Here is a 17,072-nt window from a genome sequence, read left to right on the forward strand (position 1 = left end):
CCTGTTTACGCTCAAGTTCGACAATGCGGCTCTCTGCGGCCTCCAGTGCTGTAATTGCATCATTAGCAATACTGGTCATCTGCTGACCGTTATCGTGGGCAGCATCTTCGAAACGCTCCCACAGGCGTGATGATTTATCCACCCATTACCTCCACTTTGACGCCAGCATCAGCACAGGCTTCTTTGAGAGCTTCCAGTGGAACAACAACAACTCCCCAGCCAAAGAGGTCGGCCTCGTCAACATGGTCTTTCAGCAGCTTAACGGTGGCGGCGCGGGACTCCATCTTTGCTAACTGGCGCTCAGCCAATTCCTCGCGAGCATCAAGCGTCACGTTAGCGGCACAGAGTTGTTGCTCTGCTTCTTCCAGCTCGGCGATGCGCTGGCGCAGTGCTGCAATCTCCATTTCTGCAGCGTCGGCATAATGGACGTTCTCATGCTCAAGCGGCGGCAGGTCTGGAGATGTCACGCCAAACAGCGCAGCCAGTGCGCGAAAGTTCTGCTCGCTGTGATAGCGACCTTTGCAGCGGACTAAGTTCTCGGCTGCTGCACGAACAGGTTCAATATCGTCGATATGCGCTTTGAGCTTATCAGCGCGGAACCGCTCGTTATCAAAGCTGGTACGCCAGTTGTCCCGCTCCTGCTGCGCCGCCTCCAGTTCACCGCGACGAATAGACAGAGACTCATCCTGATTCAGGAGAATTTGCTCATGGCGCGCAATGTGCTGCTGCGCCTTCTCCAGCGCCTCTACCAGCGCGTCGAGGTCTTCGAGCTTTACGAACAGGACGTCGTGACCGAACTCTTTTGCATGGGCTGAGCGGCGCTTGAGGCTGGCTAACAGCCTGTTGATATCAGTCATGGCTGGTCTCCTTCACGCCATCCCATTCAACCCAAGCGTTTTCACCGTCTGCATCAATTTCGCCTTTGTGTCCGCATTTCGTGCATACGGCTTCGTCGCCAGCCCAAAGAGTATCCGGAGACACAGACCATCCAGTCACACTGGCTTTGTCGTTGTTGCATTTTGGGCAGTTATCAAGCCAGCCGACAGTTACCGTTAATGGCCCGTACCCATGTTCTGTTCTAATGCTCATTTGTCGGCCCCCTCGCGCAGTGCGGCTTCCCATTCAGCCAGGGATTTTTCTGCATACTCACCAGACAGACCATCAGCCGGAAGCGCTGGGTCATTCGCCAAATCCTCTTTTGCGGTGAGTATCATGCGCACTACGTCGCCAACCTCAGCCATTGGTTTATCAACGTGTCCGTGATTGAAAGCAGCAGCAAGACGGCTTACAGCAAAGTTGATACCTTCTGCACGACCATCAGCCTTAATCCCGGCTACGATGCGATCGGTGGCGGGGGTTTCGATATTCGGCAAAAGCGCATAGTCGCAAACTGTATCGATTGCGGGATCGCAACGGTCATCTTCATTGCGTGGGCGTTCGCCAACCTTCGTGGATGATTGCATGATGATTCCCCAGCAGATGCTATCGACCTCTTCACTCCATCCATCGCAAGCATCCCCTCGGTAGTCGTCAATTGCAGCCTCAGCCGACTCGACCGCTTCCTTAGCAGTTTTGTGCCATTCGAAATTGTGTTCAGAGCCGTAAGAGAAATACGATGCTCCAGCCTTTAGCACCAGACTCTCCGCCGCCAGATGCTTCACCCAGTCCTGCAGGTCGACGTCAGCCGGGCAGTTGGTCAACTCGCGGCATTTCTCGATAGTTAACAGTGCTGCTGTGAGTTCGTTTTCGTTATTCATGCCTGCGCCCCTTCTAACGCCGCTGCTATCTCTTCGAAAAAGCCATCTCGGGTATGGCTGGTCATTGCTGGTAAAAATACGGCCATCAGCCTGTTTGCGTTGCAGTTCTCATCGTCCGCAAAAAGAGCGATTTTCTTATCCAGGCGCACCTTCGCTTCCTGCAACTGCTCGTTTTTCTTGTTAGTGCGCTGGATATAGTCGGCAATGATTTCTATGGCCTTGTTTGTGTATTTTTCGACGTGCTCAGTCATGTGAACCACCTATCGCCTCAATCGTTTCCAACAACAGCCGGCGGCGCGTATTTTCAGCAAAATGACGTCGTCCGGTCTCTTTGTGGTAAAACTCGTTCTTGCTGACTACCCACATCCTTTCCGTTGCATGCAGCTTTTTCCGTTTCGGACCGTCTTTGGTTATTACGATCCCGGTATGAGTTTTCACAATTGTCATATGCCCTCCCGGTACGAAGGGCATGGCCTGCTGGCATAAATGGCTTCCTGAACATCCAGGACCCGTTGGAATACAGGACTCCCCAGCAAGCTGTAATTCATCCCAACAGCTGCTTTCGGCACCAGACCAAATCGTTTCATGTCAAAATCGATAACGGCGCGCTGGTCGCGGAATAAACCGGATCGGCCATGACGAACTACTTCTCCAGTGGCTTCCGCCTCGCGGAAATATTTCAGGACGGTATCGCGGCTTAACCCCAGTTTTTTCATTGCATCGCTGGTGGTCAGGCGCCCCTGATGTTTCGTGATACGAATCACTGCGCGGACATACTCCCGGCGCTCAGCAGTTGAAAATGCTCTAGCCATGATTCCGCCCTCTTCCCAAACCGAACTTCGCGCGAATCTCAGCAATTTTGTTTAACCCCTGCTCGTTGCTTAGCGGACGTCCGCCGAGTTTTGGGATCTGCTTAACCGGTTCTGGAATCGTTTCTCCGGCGTTCAAGCGACGAACCATACGCAACAGTTCATCCGATGCTTTACGACGCAGTTCTGAATCGCTGAGGCCATTTGCGCGCATATCGGAGTACAGTCCCGTGACCATCCAGTAGCAGGCTTTGTGCTTCAGCGTGGCCGGGATGACTTTGTGCTCAGGCCAAGGATATGACTCTGCATCGGGGTACTGTCCGCGAGTACGGCAATACTGGTAGACCATATCAACCAGTTCATTCGCATCTGGCAGTCCAGCAGAAACAGCCTGTTCAGAACGGCACCAGGCGACGAACTGTCCCGGCGACGGCATGAACGGTTTTTCCTGCTTGCGGGCAACACGCATTCCGGCGTTAATCTGCTCCATGGTGGTGATCCCGTTCTCTTTGAATGCCAGAAGCCATTGCCGGCGCATCTCGTTGAGGTCTTCAGCAGACTTGCTGGCCAGTGCCGGGAATACGGCGAGCAGCTGGCGAAACAGCTCGTTGAATATCTCAGCCGTTTTTGTCGCCTGATGTGCAAAGCTATGCGCATCCTGCATTTCAGGCATGCCGGCGGCGATACGCTGGAAGTTCTTCCGGTCAAAGTTATGCATGCTTTCTGCGAGAGATTTCATTCAAGTACCCCCTTGATCCAGTCGGTATTGTCCAGCGCAGCTGCACAGGATTTCGCGTGTTGTGGGTTTGGGTTGCGCTGGCGTTTAGTCGTGAGCTTATCCCACTGTTTTCGCAGGCTGGTGGGGCTCAGAATGTTGTTCTGCCAGAAGCTGTCTTCGTTGGCCCACTTGAACAATTCGCAGATTTCGTAATGGCTGCGCTTGTCCTGCATGCGCATCAGACGGATGGTGTTTGCCCATTCAACCCAGTTCGGGTCTGAGAGTGAGGCATTCACGGTGAGGGCTTTATCGAAAATCCATCGCGCGGCTTTGAGGTCGTCAGCTGTTCCCCAGGATTTTCCCGCAGGGGTATAAATCCCATCGACCGCTTCTGGATGACGAGAGAGAAACTTCAAAGTTTCCTCGTTTCGGGATTCTTTAGAATTCCGAGACGAAGAAGATCTTTTACTATTGTTCTTGTTCTTGTATTGGGTGTCTCCCGTTTCCGGGAAAGGTTTTCCCGTTTTCGGTAACACTTTTCCCGTTTCCGGGAAGAGTTTTCCCGTTTTCGGTTTGTCTAAAATCCACTCAGATAGCTCAGTATTTATACCGACAATTTTCATCACTCCCTGCTTATGAGCGAAGATAATTTTCCGCTCCGCGAGAGATTTGATTGTGTCGGAAATATGCGACTCTCCGAGGTCTGTAAGCTCAGCAATCACCGTGTTTGTTACTCGGTCCTGCTTCTTGTTCCATCCATAGGTAAGCCAGATAACAGCCTCAAGACACTGCCACTCACGACCAGACATCCGCAGACGTGGCTTGAGCTTCTGTATCTCGTTTGCGATCTTGGTATACCCGTTAGCCAGGTCGGCCATTTGACCTCCCGAACGCTCGGTTTTAATCGGAAAATTGATAACTTCAGCGGTATTTGACATACTCACTCCGTGAACTAAGAGCCCTTTTTTCACATCCCGAAGACTGGCTGTGTTGGCGCACAACAGTCTTCACCCACTCAGAACAACCCAACCTGGCTATTCCCCTTACGGATTGATTTCTTTGCTTCTCGCTTTTCTGCAGCGCTGGTTTGCTTCTCAGCCCACAGCCTGGCGTGGCGCATAACATCATCAAAAATGCCTCCCTTACGACTGGCCTGTGACATGCGCTTGTACATATCGACAGCCTGAAATGCCCCCCTGAGCCACTGACTGGGTAAATCCCTGCCGGATAAGCTCTTCGCGGACGTTTTTCTCAATGAATTCGATATGGTTCACGTAAACCTCCAGCTACAACGTGCCGAGCATTGAGGTGACGATTGCCATTAGCGGCCCCGTTAGCTCTGGGTCAACCCGGAACATCTCGACAATGCCCTCACTCAGCTCTTTCAGCTTCTGATGGCGTGGTGCCCCCATAGCAACGGCAACCTTCGCTTCGCTGGTTTCTTTCTCCAGACGAGCCAGTCGGGACATAAAACTCTCTTCGGGCAATAGGCGGTGGCGGTATTCCAGCGGAAGAACGGCCATGATCGCCGGTGTAAGAAGGCGAACATACTCGCGATAGCGCTCAGACTCGGCCGGGTTGTCCAGGTAGCGAAAAAGCTTCTGGCGGGCACGGCTGATATCATCAGGAAACGCGATCTCCTCGCCGCCCTGCTGTCGCCACTCATCGATGATGTGTGCCGACACAACATCCTGCCCTTCAGCTGCAGCCCAGGCGCGAACGGCGGAGCGAATAGCGTCGTGATCTGACTCTCTCAGCTGATTTCGCTTTATCAAAGTGCCGGTCTTGAATCCGGTATTTTGTTGAAAGGAGAGTATTTGCATGGTCAGCCTTCCTGTTTCGGCAGACCGTCGGTGGGGTTTGGGTACGCCTCAGGATCAATTTCATGAGGTGTTACTTCCCAGTTAAGAAAACGGCATAGTGGAACGATGCGTTTTTGAGGCACGCCATTCTCGTAAATCCACTTGCCGACAGCCTGACCGCTGATGCCAAAGTGTTTTCCGATACAGGCACGAGATGCTGCCTTACTGATTTTTTGTTGTGTCTCTTTGTTCATGTGCTCTCCTTGGTTTGATGGATGAAGCATACATGACGAAAGTTTATGTTTCAACAAACGAAAGATATTGTTTTAGTGCTGAGTGAAACCTTAGGTTGTAAAATGCACTTATGAATGAGATTACTTACCCAGTTTTTGCCAAAAGAATTCAACAAGTCATGACTGAAAATGGCTGGAATAAATCCGATCTAGCCAAGAAGGTCATGCTCTCGCACACTGCTGTGCAAAATTGGGCTAAAGGGAAAAGTGTTGCGAGCGGTGAGAGGTTAAAGCGGCTTGCTGCAGCAACAGGAAAACCAGAGCACTGGTTCTTTCTACCCTCAGATGAAAATGAAGATGAATCTGGTCAGACGTTTTCATCAAATCGTGAGCTGGATGAAAAGGAGCTAATGATACTCTCGCTCTTTAACCAGCTTCCTGAGTCAGAGAAGTTGCGTCTTATCCTTCACACTAAGGGTGTACTTCACGATATCGAATTGCTTAAGAACGATGTTTACGACCTCATAAACAATCAGAAAAAATAAATACATAAACTCGTCCAACCAATGGCACCCATGCGGTGTCATTTTTTTTGCCCTCAAACGAAATAAATACTTTCGCGCTCACTTTACAACCGAAACTTAATGTTGCATGATTAATCACATCGACAGCAAACGCATTGCTGTCAGGTGGTAAATGTTCCGCTGGCCGGCGACAAGGCAGAGGTTGAAATGAGTAAGCAAGGCATCAGAGCCCTGATCATTTCGGCAGTTATCGGGCTCTTCATCTGGACGGCGCTAATCAGCGCACTGTGGGAGTTATATCAATGGTCGATTTTGCACGTAAACCCGCTCGTCAGCAGGCTATTCGGTTAAGCCCTCTGTCAGCATTCATTCGTCGGGTGTGTTACATGCTCGCACAAAAAGGTGACCCTTCATGAACACGATGTTCGCACTGGTTCTCACTGTCGGCATGCTGACTGGCGGAAATCAGGACGTTCTTCTCGGTGTGTATGACAGCGAGTCGGATTGTAAGAAAGCAGCTGTTGAGCAGGGAATTGAAGAAAACTGTTACCCGCTTAAGGGAGTATTAGCAGAAAACCCAGCCGCATTTACGGCGCAGATGTAGGGGGAGTTATGCAGAAGAAATGCGCTTATTGCCGCAAGCCGATTGAGGAAGGCAAGGAAGTAAAAATGACCATCCTCATCATTCACGGTTCGCAACTGGCGCCACGGGAAAGAACCTATTGCTCTACGAAGTGCGGTCAATACGACCAGATGGCCAACGAGGCCTAACGTAAAACCCGCCGAAGCGGGCTGTACGTCCGGTGACACCGACCAAAGTTCCACCGGAAATTACCAAAAACCAATGAACACCCTGAATGGGCGCTATCAATGGCCCGAGGGATTCTACATCCAAAATTGAGGCTATCACATGGAATATTTTTATCTGATAAAAGCGACTCAAAAATCGGGTAAAGCCGATGCTGTAATCTGGCGGTCTGCAAAAACCGAATCCCGCGCGCTGCTGCAGCTGGACGTCGACCTGGAAGATGCTGAGATCGAAACAGGCCGCGGCAAAGACTATCAAAAGCCAATCCGTACCGATTTCCCGGTATTTAACGATCTTCCGGCTGAAGGTGTTCTCGATTACTCATGGTGTGAACGCTACCAGCTCGCCGACGATGGTCGCACCTGGGCACTGAAGCCAGGACAGGAACCTGCAGACGTTCATCACACCGATGATGCTGAAGTATCCTCTGAGCCTGTCACTGGCGAGTTGGTTGATGACAATAGTGGTGACGATGCCGGTGATGTCGATACCGTGGAGTCGTTCGGTAATGCTGAATACGAAAACGATAAAAACGCCCTGTTCAATATCGCTGAGCAGCCGTTCCGCATTAAGCTGCTGGCGCAGTACATGGCGAATGATAACCACGTCTATCAAATCAGTATTCCGCACCGTAAAGAGCTCGCCGTTCTGGAAATGGATACCGATAACTCCGCAGTGCAGGATCTGATTCTCGCCGCTGAGAACGTCCAGGGGTTAAAGGATGCCGACATGCCTACCCTGTGGAAATTTACCAGCGCCAACAAAGCTGTATTTCCTGAAGGTAAGCGCCACGAACTGGGCAAGCGTATCCAGTTTGCAAAACTGTGGTTTGAAACTCCGCACATTGACCGCGGCAAACTCGTTCGCGAATGGTCTGCCGGAAATTACATTTCTTCCGTTCAGAAAACGGACACCGGCACGAATGCTGGCAGCGGTAATAAAACCGATCGCAACCCTGACTACACCCATACCCTTGATACGCTTGATGTTGAGATTGCGCTGGCCACAATGCCGATGGATTTCGATATCTACAATTTCCCGGCATCCATTCATCGCCGGGCTAAAGAAATCGTCCAGAAAAAAGAAAGCCCGTTCAAAGAATGGTCTGCTGCGCTGCGTAAAACCGCAGGCATCCTGGATTATTCACGCGCTGCCATTTTTGCCCTCATTCGTGGCGCCACCAGCGATATTCATCATTTCCCGGTAAGTCTGCAGACCTATATCAATGCGAACCTGACAGAGCATAAGCATGACGCGCCTTCTGCTGAAACGCTTGAGAAAGCCGGGCATGTGTCATCTGCCGCCGTCGCTGAACGGTCAGCCGTGGATAAGATTCTCGCAGATGAGCGCGGTGAATATATCGAAGGGGTAAGCGATCCAGATGCACCGAACTGGGTAACGGAAGACCTGACCAAACCCAAACAGCCTGAAGTTTCAAACATGGGCAATGGTGTTTTTTCGATTGATGGTCTGATGGATAGCCAGCCAGCATCATCACCAGCACTTTCTATCGTGGACCAGGCGCGCCAGCGCGCTGCAGAAGAAAAATTACATCCAGCTAATTCCTGGGAAACCACCAGCGATGTGCAGATGGAAACGGCTCAGCCAGTCAAAGACGAAAATGATAATGCGGTATCAGCAAGCGAAGGCACTGATGCAACTGCTCCGCAAGCAGATGCCGTGAACATGCGCGACATTCTTGCTGAGCGCTGCCCTGACCTTACCGCGGCAGTATTGAAGGACCAGCAATCAGCAACTGCAGAAGAAGAGCATGAGCCAGAGCCGGAAGCAACAAAATGGCCTGAATTCTTCGAGCCCGGTCGATATGAAGGTGTTCCGAACGATGTTTACCACGCGGCGAACGGTGTCAGTTCCACGATGGTTAAAGATGCACGGGTATCGCTGATGTATTTCGAGGCGCGCCACGTATCCAAAACCATCCAGAAGGCTCGTTCCCCAGTTCTGGATATGGGCAATCTGGTGCATGCGCTGGCGCTGCAACCAGAGCAGCTGGAAAAAGAATTCAGTATCGAACCGGAAATTCCTGAAGGTGCCTTCACCACGACTGCGACGATCCGCGCGTTTATCGACGAGTACAACGCCGGGCTTCCGCCGCTGTTGAGTGCTGACGACATCAAGGCGCTGCTGGAGGCGCACAACGCCACACTGCCCGCTCCAATTGCGTTAGGGGCATCAGTTGAAGAAACCGGGCAGAGCTATATGTCATTGCCTGCTGAGTTCCAGCGCATCGAAGACGGTCAGAAGCAAACCGCGGCCGCAATGAAGGCTTGCATCAAAGAATATAACGCCACCCTGCCCGCCCAGGTAAAAACCAGCGGCAGCCGTGATGCCCTATTAGAACAAATGGCGATTATCAATCCTGACATGGTCGCTCAGGAGGCCCAGAAGGCGCAGTCTCTGAAAGTATCAGGCACTAAAGCGGATCTGATTCAGGCCGTGAAATCGGTTAAACCGGATGCAGTGTTTGCCGACGAACTACTGGATGCATGGCGCGAAAACCCGGAAGGAAAAATACTGGTTACCCGCCAGCAGATGAGCACTGCACTGGATATTCAGAAAGCACTGTTGAATCACCCTACTGCCGGTAAGTTGCTCCAGCACCCGAGCCGAGCCGTTGAGGTGAGCTATTTCGGTATTGATGAGGAAACCGGGCTGGAAGTTCGCGTGCGCCCTGACCTTGAGATAGACATGAGCGGCCTGCGCATTGGTGCGGACCTGAAGACCATCAGCATGTGGAACATCAAGCAGGAAGGCCTGCGCGCGAAGTTGCACAGGGAAATCATTGAGCGCGATTACCACCTCAGCGCGGCTATGTACTGCGAAACCGCGGCTCTGGATCAGTTCTTCTGGATTTTCGTCAACAAAGACGAGAACTACCACTGGATCGCCATTATCGAGGCATCCGAAGAACTACTGGAACTCGGCATGCTGGAATACCGCAAAGCAATGCGAGCCATCGCGAACGGTTTTGATACTGGCGAATGGCCGGCGCCAATCACCGAAGACTACACCGAAGAACTTAACGATTTTGATGTGCGCCGTCTCGAAGCGCTGCGCCTACAGGCATAAGGGGGAACAGTCATGGAAAACACCAACATTGTTACAGCTGAACAGCAGGCACCAAACACCATTTCAGCTAGCAACGCGATCTTTAACGTTCAGGCTCTCGGTCAGTTAACTGCTTTCGCAAACCTTATGGCTGATTCGCAAGTGACAGTGCCAGCTCACCTTGCAGGTAAGCCTGCCGATTGTATGGCCATCGTTATGCAGGCTATGCAGTGGGGCATGAATCCCTATGCAGTCGCGCAAAAAACGCATCTGGTAAACGGCGTGCTCGGATATGAAGCCCAGCTCGTCAACGCGGTAATAGCCAGTTCCAGTGCTATCAACGGTCGATTTCATTACCGCTACGGCGGGGACTGGGAGCGTTGCACAAGGACTCAGGAAATTACCAGGGAAAAACACGGTAAAAATGGGAGATACAACGTTACCGAACGGGTGCGAGGCTGGACTGATGAAGACGAAATCGGGCTGTTTGTTCAGGTCGGCGCGATCCTTCGCGGTGAGTCAGAAATCACCTGGGGTGAGCCGCTTTATCTCTCGGGTGTTGTAACTCGTAATTCCCCATTGTGGGTTTCTAACCCGAAGCAGCAGATCGCTTATCTGGGCGTGAAATACTGGGCTCGCCTGTACTGCCCTGAAGTGATTCTGGGTGTTTATAGCCCGGATGAAGTTGAGCAACGAACAGAACGAGAAATCAATCCGGCTCAGGTGCAAAGAATGTCAGTAGCCGAGATTACCAGCGGCTCAGACACCACCAGCGAACAGGGAACAGGCATCAGCATTGATTCACTTGCTGATGATTTCCGTGATCGCATAGAACGCGCCGAATCTGTTGATGCGGCAAAAGCCATCAGAGCTGATCTGGATAAAGAGAAAGCTGTGCTGGGTACTGTTCTCTTCACCGAACTGAAAGGTAAAGCGGTGCAGCGCTACTTCATGGTTGATGCAAGAAACAAAGTTGAGGCTGTCATAAATTCACTTCCTAACCCGGGAGATCCGGAAGCCGAAGCATTATTCGCGAAGGCAGAAAATACCCTGACCTCATCGCGCCGACACCTCGGTGATGAACTGTATGACCAGTTCCGCATCACACTGGACGACATGAAACCGGAATACGTTGGCTAACCAGATTGGGAGGGGCAACTCTCCCGATAAAGGAATGTATATGCGATTGATTAACCGAAGCAGACACTCTCCTCTGGGCCGCCAGGCGTGCGATGCGGCACTGGCGAAACACGTTGAGCTTTATGGCTCCTACGGGCGACAGAAAACGAAGAGGACTTATACGGAGGTGGTTCAAGGCTCAAAGATCACTGTAGAAGTTGTAAACAGAAAATGCAGTTATGTGGCGACGGCCATGAACTGCGCCCGTAGGCTGCAGCATCTTCCTGGACAATGTAACTAAGGGGCTTTTATGAATAACGCATCTCATTTCCAAGATGAAATATTGGTAACCAGTGACATTCTGTCCAGATACAAAATTTCGCGCAGCACACTGTATTTCTGGAGCACACCATCCCGGATGCCATCATACTTTTCTCAGCCGTTTCCGAAGCCAAAAATAAATGGCAGCCCTAAAAGATGGCGTTTGTCAGACCTTCTTGCCTGGGAAGACAACATGAGTATCAAACCAGAGGCTGGCCAATCAACTTCTCAAGATGACGCTGCCAAACAGCAAGCCAATGACGTTGATCATCCAAATAATCGTGGAGGTTATACCGCGCCATGACTCCAGACATATGATGCCCTAGTAGCTTTTCCACAACATGTGGTGGCGCACCTAATTCAGAAAGGCGCGTCGCCACTGTTCTTCTCAGATCATGAAGCGACCAAGGTTTCATCCCTGTTTTTGCAATAATCTGCGCAGAGAACAGAGCCACGTTTGGTTGAAGTGGCGGCCTGTCATCTTCTGGCCCCCTGTATCGTGACAACGTCACAACATGTTTTGAAACTGATGTTTCTTTTTCAGCTACCATCATCTGTATTACAGCCTCAGGAAGCGCCCTTCTCACCGACTTCCCAGTTTTATAGTCACTTGCCGGGATAGTCCATGTTTGTTCCTTGAAATCAAACCATTCCCATTTCGCTGTTCTGATCTCTGTACTTCGACACCCAGTCATAATGAGAAACTTCATCATCAATTGCTGCCTATATTTCATCTCAGGCAGGGCATTCCAAACTGTAATGATTTCATCATCACTTAACCTGCGATCTTTTACAGCTGCTGTGAGCCCTACATCTGATCGTCTAAGGCTTTCAATAGGGTTCACGTTAATTACCCCACGGTTGGAACAGAAACGAAATGTGCGCTGCATCAAACCCAGCATTTGCCCTGTAACCACTCTTCGCCCCATACCGTCAAAAAGATTTAGCCAGTGAGCTTTAGTTGTCTGATCTACAATCATATTTCCTAGCACTGGGGCTATATGATTATTGAAGTCGCGGCGGTTAACTTTGATTTTTACCAGACCTTCCGGGATGCAGTAGTACTTCTCCCAGTAATCGAATGCTTCTTTCACTGTAAGCGCTTCTACTTTTTTCTGTTTCTCAAGTACTACTTGCCGTCTAGGATCAAGCCCTTCCGCTAGCCAAGCCCTGAACTGCTGCCTACGTTCTCGCGCATGAGCTAATGAGGTGGTTGGATAATCACCAATCGTTAGTTGAGCGGCTTTCCCGTTCCATCTGTAGCGGTAAAAGAATGTTATACTGCCGGATGTAGACAACCTGACATTCAGACCATGTGCGTCTGAAATGACCTCGATTTGGTCTCTTTTTTTGCCAAGAGCTTTTCTTAATTTTGTGTCGGTAAGCAATGTGTACACTCCGGAAGAAGATATACACATCAGTGTACACATTATGCGTAAATTGATAACCTTCAAATCTATGAAGAACACACAAAAATAAAGCGTTACATACTGGCAAGGCGTTGATAATAGCGGGATTCTTGAAAAGAAATAAAGCATGACTAACAAACTTAAAACGGATTCATATGCCCTACGATAGCGTCTATCTTGAAAAGCGCCCGCCCGGCGCATTGCGCACCGTATGGCGTAAATTCTACGGCGATACCACCGCGATGATTGGTTTATACGGCTGCGGCGCGCTGGTGCTGCTGTGCGTATTCGGCGGCTGGTTCGCGCCTTATGGCATCGATCAGCAGTTCCTCGGCTACCAGCTGCTGCCGCCCTCGTGGTCGCGCTACGGCGAAGTGTCGTTCTTCCTCGGTACCGACGATCTCGGCCGCGACGTTCTGAGCCGCTTGCTCAGCGGCGCGGCACCGACCGTTGGCGGCGCCTTTGTGGTCACGCTCGGCGCCGCGCTGTTCGGCCTGGTGCTTGGCGTCATTGCCGGCTCCACCCATGGTTTGCGTTCAGCGATAATGAACCACATCCTCGACACCCTGCTGTCGATCCCCTCGCTGCTATTGGCGATTATCGTCGTCGCTTTCGCCGGGCCGCATCTGAGCCATGCAATGTTCGCCGTCTGGCTGGCGCTGCTGCCACGCATGGTGCGTTCGGTCTATAGCATGGTGCACGATGAACTGGAAAAAGAGTATGTTATCGCTGCTCGCCTCGACGGCGCTTCCACGCTCAATATTCTCTGGTTTGCGGTTCTGCCTAATATTACCGCCGGGCTGGTCACCGAAATTACCCGCGCGCTGTCAATGGCGATCCTCGACATTGCCGCACTCGGTTTTCTCGACCTCGGCGCCCAGCTACCGTCTCCGGAATGGGGCGCCATGCTCGGCGATGCGCTGGAACTGATTTACGTCGCTCCCTGGACGGTTATGCTGCCGGGCGCGGCCATCATGATAAGCGTACTGCTCATCAATCTGCTGGGCGACGGTATTCGCCGCGCAATTATTGCCGGGGTTCAATAATGCCGTTACTGGATATTCGTAATCTTACCATTGAGTTTAAAACCAACGAGGGTTGGGTAAAGGCCGTCGACCGGGTCAGCCTGACGCTGGCTGAAGGTGAAGTCCGTGGTCTGGTGGGGGAATCAGGTTCCGGCAAAAGCTTAATCGCCAAGGCAATTTGCGGCGTCACCAAAGATAACTGGCGGGTCACCGCCGACCGTATGCGTTTTGATGATATCGATCTGCTGCGCCTCTCTAACCGCGAGCGCCGCAAACTGATTGGCCACAACGTATCAATGATTTTCCAGGAGCCGCAATCCTGCCTCGACCCTTCCGAGCGTATCGGTCTGCAGTTGATGCAAAATATCCCCGGCTGGACCTTTAAAGGCCACTGGTGGCAACGCTTTGGCTGGCGCAAGCGCCGCGCTATCGAACTGCTGCACCGGGTGGGGATTAAAGATCACAAAGATATTATGCGCAGCTTCCCCTACGAGCTGACCGACGGCGAGTGTCAGAAGGTCATGATCGCCATCGCGCTTGCCAACCAGCCGCGGCTGCTGATTGCTGATGAACCCACTAACGCCATGGAACCGACGACTCAGGCGCAGATTATTCGCCTGCTGACCCGGCTCAACCAGAATAACAACACCACTATTTTGCTGATCAGTCACGATATGCAGATGCTCAGCAAATGGGCGGATAAAATTAACGTCATGTATTGCGGGCAGACGGTGGAAACCGCCCCGAGCGAAGAGCTGGTGACCATCCCTCATCACCCCTACACGCAGGCGCTGATTCGCGCGATCCCGGACTTCGGCAGCTCTATGCCGCATAAAAGCCGGCTGAATACCCTGCCCGGCGCCATTCCGCTGCTGGAACAGCTGCCCATCGGTTGTCGGCTGGGGCCGCGCTGTCCCTATGCGCAACGCGAGTGTATCGTCACGCCGCGTTTGACCGGCGCGCGTAATCATCTGTACGCCTGTCATTTCCCGCTGAACATGGAGAAAGAGTGAAATGGTCGAAACATTGCTGGAAGTTCGCAATCTGAGTAAGACCTTTCGCTACCGCACCGGCTGGTTCCATCGCCAGACGGTAGAGGCGGTGAAGCCGCTCAGCTTTACCCTGCGCGAGCGGCAGACGCTGGCAATTATTGGTGAAAACGGCTCCGGGAAATCCACGCTGGCCAAAATGCTGGCCGGCATGGTCGAGCCGACCACCGGCGAACTGTTGATTGACGACCATCCGCTGGAGTTTGGCGATTACTCATTCCGTAGCCAGCGTATTCGTATGATTTTTCAGGATCCCTCGACCTCGCTCAACCCGCGTCAGCGTATTTCGCAGATCCTCGATTTCCCGCTGCGTCTCAATACCGATCTCGAACCGGAAGCCCGGGAAAAGCAGATTATCGAAACCATGCGCATGGTGGGCCTGCTACCGGACCACGTCAGCTACTATCCGCATATGCTGGCGCCGGGGCAAAAGCAGCGCCTGGGGCTTGCTCGCGCCTTGATCCTGCGCCCGAAAGTCATTATCTGCGATGAGGCGCTGGCCTCGTTGGATATGTCGATGCGTTCGCAGCTAATCAACCTGATGCTGGAGCTGCAGGAGAAACAGGGAATATCCTACATCTACGTGACCCAGCATCTGGGGATGATGAAGCATATCAGCGATCAGGTGCTGGTGATGCATGAGGGCGAAGTGGTTGAACGCGGAAGCACCGCCGATGTGTTGGCCTCGCCGCTCCATGAACTGACCAAACGGCTGATCGCTGGCCATTTCGGCGAGGCGCTAACTGCCGACGCCTGGCGAAAAGATGGCAAATAACGTTAAACTCCTTCAGGGGCGGCACAATAGCCGCCCTGCTGTTTATGACTGCGGGAACACGCTCTGCGCCGGTAATGGACGGCGGTCGAAGCGGCGCTGCGCAAAATACAACCATCCGGTACCTACCCAGCCGATAATCCATGACACATCATTGCCGGCGAATATCCACGTCAGCGAACCATGGAACAGCGGGTTCTCAATAAACGGCAGTTGAATCAGCACGCCAATGATATAAATGGTAATGGCATACCAATTCCAGAAACCATAGCGCTGATGCGGGTCGCTAAGCGCCGGAATATCGACCGCGCCTTTAGAGATAATGTAGTAATCCGTCAGGCTGATGGCGCTCCAGGGAACGAAAAAGGCCAGCAGGAATAACAGGAAATGGGTAAAGTGCTTTAAGAAAGCCGGTTCGCTGAGCAGCGCGATAATACATGAAGCCGCCACCATCATGACGACGAAAGCAACCCGGCATTGCTGCGACAACGCGGTCTGACGACGAAAACCGGAAACAATGGTAGTCAGAGACATAAAACTGCCGTAAGCGTTGAGCGTCGTGAAGGTGATTTTGCCAAAGCAGATAGCAAAATAGATAACCATCGCCATCACCTGGCTTTTACCTAATCCCACCAGATAACTCACTTCATGACCGGGGAATGCGCTGCCGGCAATCGCGGCGGTAAACACACCCAGCGTCATGGATGTCTGGGTTCCCAATATGGTTCCGAAAAACACCGAGCAGAACGTTTTCGTTGCCGATACATTGCGTGGCAGGTAGCGCGAATAGTCGGACACATACGGGCAGAAAGCGATTTGCCACGACGAGGATAGAGACACCGCCAGCAGGAACATCGGCAGGGAGAAATGGTTATTTTGCGCCAGGGCCGTGAGATCCGCCGACATCAGCAGGGTAACGAACATATAGACGAAGGCCAGAATGCCGATAATGCCGATAATGCTCGCCAGTTTACCCAGCTTATGAATCACCTTATAACCCAGCACCGCAATAACAATAATAATTGCACTGAATAGCAGCATTCCAGCTACATTGCTGATACTCAACAGTTTTGCCATCGCCTGCCCCGCCAGTACGGTACCGCTCGCGGAGAAACCGACATACATAATGCAGACCAGTACCAACGGCACTACCGCGCCAAAGACGCCAAACTGGGCGCGGCTTATTATCATCTGCGGCAAACCCAGCCGTGGTCCCTGCAGCGCATGCAGCGACATCACCGCCGCCCCCAGCACCTGTCCAAGAAGAAGACCTATCAGCGACCACACCACGTCACCACCCAGCACTACGGCTAAAGCGCCGGTGACAATAGCGGTAATTTGCAGGTTGCCGCCAAACCATAGGGTAAACTGGCTAAAGGGATGCCCATGCCTTTCGCGCTCGGGGATGTAATCAATCGACCGCGTTTCCTTTAATCCTGCCTCATTATTTTTTGATTGCCCGTCTGTAGACGAAAAAGAAGACATAGGTACCTCGCTATTATTATTTCACTCACTCCCCATCTGACCGATCCTGTATATACAAGCATTGACAACTGCCCGCACCGCACGCATCCTATTTTTGTGATGAATATGTAAATTCTTTGTATTGCAAAAAGTAACAAAACCATAACAATAACGTTGATTAACGCCTGCGCAG

General features: G+C 51.9%; 19 protein-coding genes and 1 pseudogene. 9 read left to right on the plus strand and 11 right to left on the minus strand.

Annotated elements, in window-relative coordinates; translation table 11 throughout:
- Positions 1–134 precede the first annotated feature (134 nt).
- The 9 genes from PGR09_RS08120 to PGR09_RS08160 form a co-directional block, all read right to left on the minus strand.
- Positions 135–857 (minus strand): ead/Ea22-like family protein, encoded by a 723-nt coding sequence (locus PGR09_RS08120; protein ID WP_430916029.1) that lies wholly within the window; start codon positions 855–857, stop codon positions 135–137.
- Positions 858–1,085: 228 nt separating this feature from the next.
- A complete protein-coding gene (locus tag PGR09_RS08125) occupies positions 1,086–1,757 on the minus strand; it encodes a hypothetical protein (protein WP_113373673.1) in 672 nt (223 codons plus the stop codon).
- Positions 1,754–2,008: a hypothetical protein gene (locus tag PGR09_RS08130; protein ID WP_113373672.1), complete on the minus strand. Its 255-nt coding sequence runs from the start codon at positions 2,006–2,008 to the stop codon at positions 1,754–1,756. The genes PGR09_RS08125 and PGR09_RS08130 overlap by 4 nt, the downstream gene beginning before the upstream one ends.
- Positions 2,001–2,204, minus strand: coding sequence for a hypothetical protein (locus tag PGR09_RS08135; protein ID WP_049056606.1), 204 nt, complete (start codon positions 2,202–2,204; stop codon positions 2,001–2,003). The genes PGR09_RS08130 and PGR09_RS08135 overlap by 8 nt, the downstream gene beginning before the upstream one ends.
- A complete protein-coding gene (locus PGR09_RS08140; protein WP_113373671.1) occupies positions 2,201–2,569 on the minus strand; it encodes a DUF977 family protein in 369 nt (122 codons plus the stop codon). The genes PGR09_RS08135 and PGR09_RS08140 overlap by 4 nt, the downstream gene beginning before the upstream one ends.
- Entirely contained in the window at positions 2,562–3,305 is a 744-nt protein-coding gene (locus tag PGR09_RS08145) for a replication protein P (protein WP_113373670.1), read from the minus strand. Before PGR09_RS08145 ends, PGR09_RS08140 begins: the two co-directional genes overlap by 8 nt.
- Positions 3,302–4,222, minus strand: a complete 921-nt coding sequence (locus tag PGR09_RS08150; protein ID WP_113373669.1) for a replication protein — start codon at positions 4,220–4,222, stop codon at positions 3,302–3,304. The genes PGR09_RS08145 and PGR09_RS08150 overlap by 4 nt, the downstream gene beginning before the upstream one ends.
- A 348-nt stretch (positions 4,223–4,570) precedes the next feature.
- Positions 4,571–5,107, minus strand: coding sequence for a toxin YdaT domain-containing protein (locus PGR09_RS08155; RefSeq protein ID WP_113373668.1), 537 nt, complete (start codon positions 5,105–5,107; stop codon positions 4,571–4,573).
- Between the two features lie 2 nt (positions 5,108–5,109).
- On the minus strand, positions 5,110–5,340 hold the full coding sequence (locus tag PGR09_RS08160) for a helix-turn-helix domain-containing protein (protein WP_023341332.1): 231 nt from the start codon (positions 5,338–5,340) through the stop codon (positions 5,110–5,112).
- A gap of 110 nt (positions 5,341–5,450) precedes the next feature.
- Between PGR09_RS08160 and PGR09_RS08165 the strand changes: the two genes are divergently transcribed.
- From PGR09_RS08165 to PGR09_RS08190, 6 genes and pseudogenes are all read left to right on the plus strand, one after another.
- Positions 5,451–5,864, plus strand: a complete 414-nt coding sequence (locus tag PGR09_RS08165) for a helix-turn-helix domain-containing protein (protein WP_032705521.1) — start codon at positions 5,451–5,453, stop codon at positions 5,862–5,864.
- A gap of 391 nt (positions 5,865–6,255) precedes the next feature.
- Positions 6,256–6,447, plus strand: a complete 192-nt coding sequence (locus PGR09_RS08170) for a DUF1482 family protein (RefSeq protein ID WP_047052302.1) — start codon at positions 6,256–6,258, stop codon at positions 6,445–6,447.
- 8 nt (positions 6,448–6,455) lie between these two features.
- Positions 6,456–6,614, plus strand: a complete 159-nt coding sequence (locus PGR09_RS08175) for a YdaE family protein (RefSeq protein WP_045419483.1) — start codon at positions 6,456–6,458, stop codon at positions 6,612–6,614.
- 139 nt (positions 6,615–6,753) lie between these two features.
- Positions 6,754–9,741 carry a RecE family exodeoxyribonuclease gene (locus PGR09_RS08180; protein WP_430916030.1) on the plus strand — a complete coding sequence of 996 codons (2,988 nt, stop codon included), beginning with the start codon at positions 6,754–6,756 and terminating at the stop codon, positions 9,739–9,741.
- A pseudogene (locus PGR09_RS08185) lies at positions 9,704–10,860 on the plus strand (RecT family recombinase). The gene PGR09_RS08180 and the pseudogene PGR09_RS08185 overlap by 38 nt, the downstream one beginning before the upstream one ends.
- A gap of 40 nt (positions 10,861–10,900) precedes the next feature.
- Positions 10,901–11,140 (plus strand): DUF4060 family protein, encoded by a 240-nt coding sequence (locus PGR09_RS08190; protein WP_430916031.1) that lies wholly within the window; start codon positions 10,901–10,903, stop codon positions 11,138–11,140.
- 220 nt (positions 11,141–11,360) lie between these two features.
- On the opposite strand, the gene PGR09_RS08195 is transcribed toward PGR09_RS08190, so the two are convergent.
- Positions 11,361–12,578 carry a tyrosine-type recombinase/integrase gene (locus tag PGR09_RS08195; RefSeq protein ID WP_205460801.1) on the minus strand — a complete coding sequence of 406 codons (1,218 nt, stop codon included), beginning with the start codon at positions 12,576–12,578 and terminating at the stop codon, positions 11,361–11,363.
- Positions 12,579–12,724: 146 nt separating this feature from the next.
- On the opposite strand from PGR09_RS08195, the gene sapC reads away from it, so the two are divergent.
- From sapC to sapF, 3 genes are read left to right on the plus strand one after another with little or no spacing between them, the layout of a single operon-like run.
- Positions 12,725–13,615 carry a putrescine export ABC transporter permease SapC gene (sapC, locus tag PGR09_RS08200; RefSeq protein WP_020078584.1) on the plus strand — a complete coding sequence of 297 codons (891 nt, stop codon included), beginning with the start codon at positions 12,725–12,727 and terminating at the stop codon, positions 13,613–13,615.
- Complete coding sequence (gene sapD, locus PGR09_RS08205) at positions 13,615–14,607, plus strand: putrescine export ABC transporter ATP-binding protein SapD (RefSeq protein WP_015366243.1); 993 nt, start codon at positions 13,615–13,617, stop codon at positions 14,605–14,607. The genes sapC and sapD overlap by 1 nt, the downstream gene beginning before the upstream one ends.
- A 1-nt stretch (position 14,608) precedes the next feature.
- Positions 14,609–15,418, plus strand: coding sequence for a peptide ABC transporter ATP-binding protein SapF (gene sapF / locus PGR09_RS08210; protein WP_015366242.1), 810 nt, complete (start codon positions 14,609–14,611; stop codon positions 15,416–15,418).
- Between the two features lie 42 nt (positions 15,419–15,460).
- Here the strand turns inward: sapF and PGR09_RS08215 are convergent, their stop codons facing one another.
- A complete protein-coding gene (locus PGR09_RS08215; protein WP_430916032.1) occupies positions 15,461–16,900 on the minus strand; it encodes a purine-cytosine permease family protein in 1,440 nt (479 codons plus the stop codon).
- Positions 16,901–17,072 lie beyond the last annotated feature (172 nt).

Origin of the sequence: Klebsiella sp. 141251 (genome assembly GCF_050600725.1) — a bacterium.
In the GTDB taxonomy this organism is placed as follows: domain Bacteria; phylum Pseudomonadota; class Gammaproteobacteria; order Enterobacterales; family Enterobacteriaceae; genus Klebsiella; species Klebsiella aerogenes.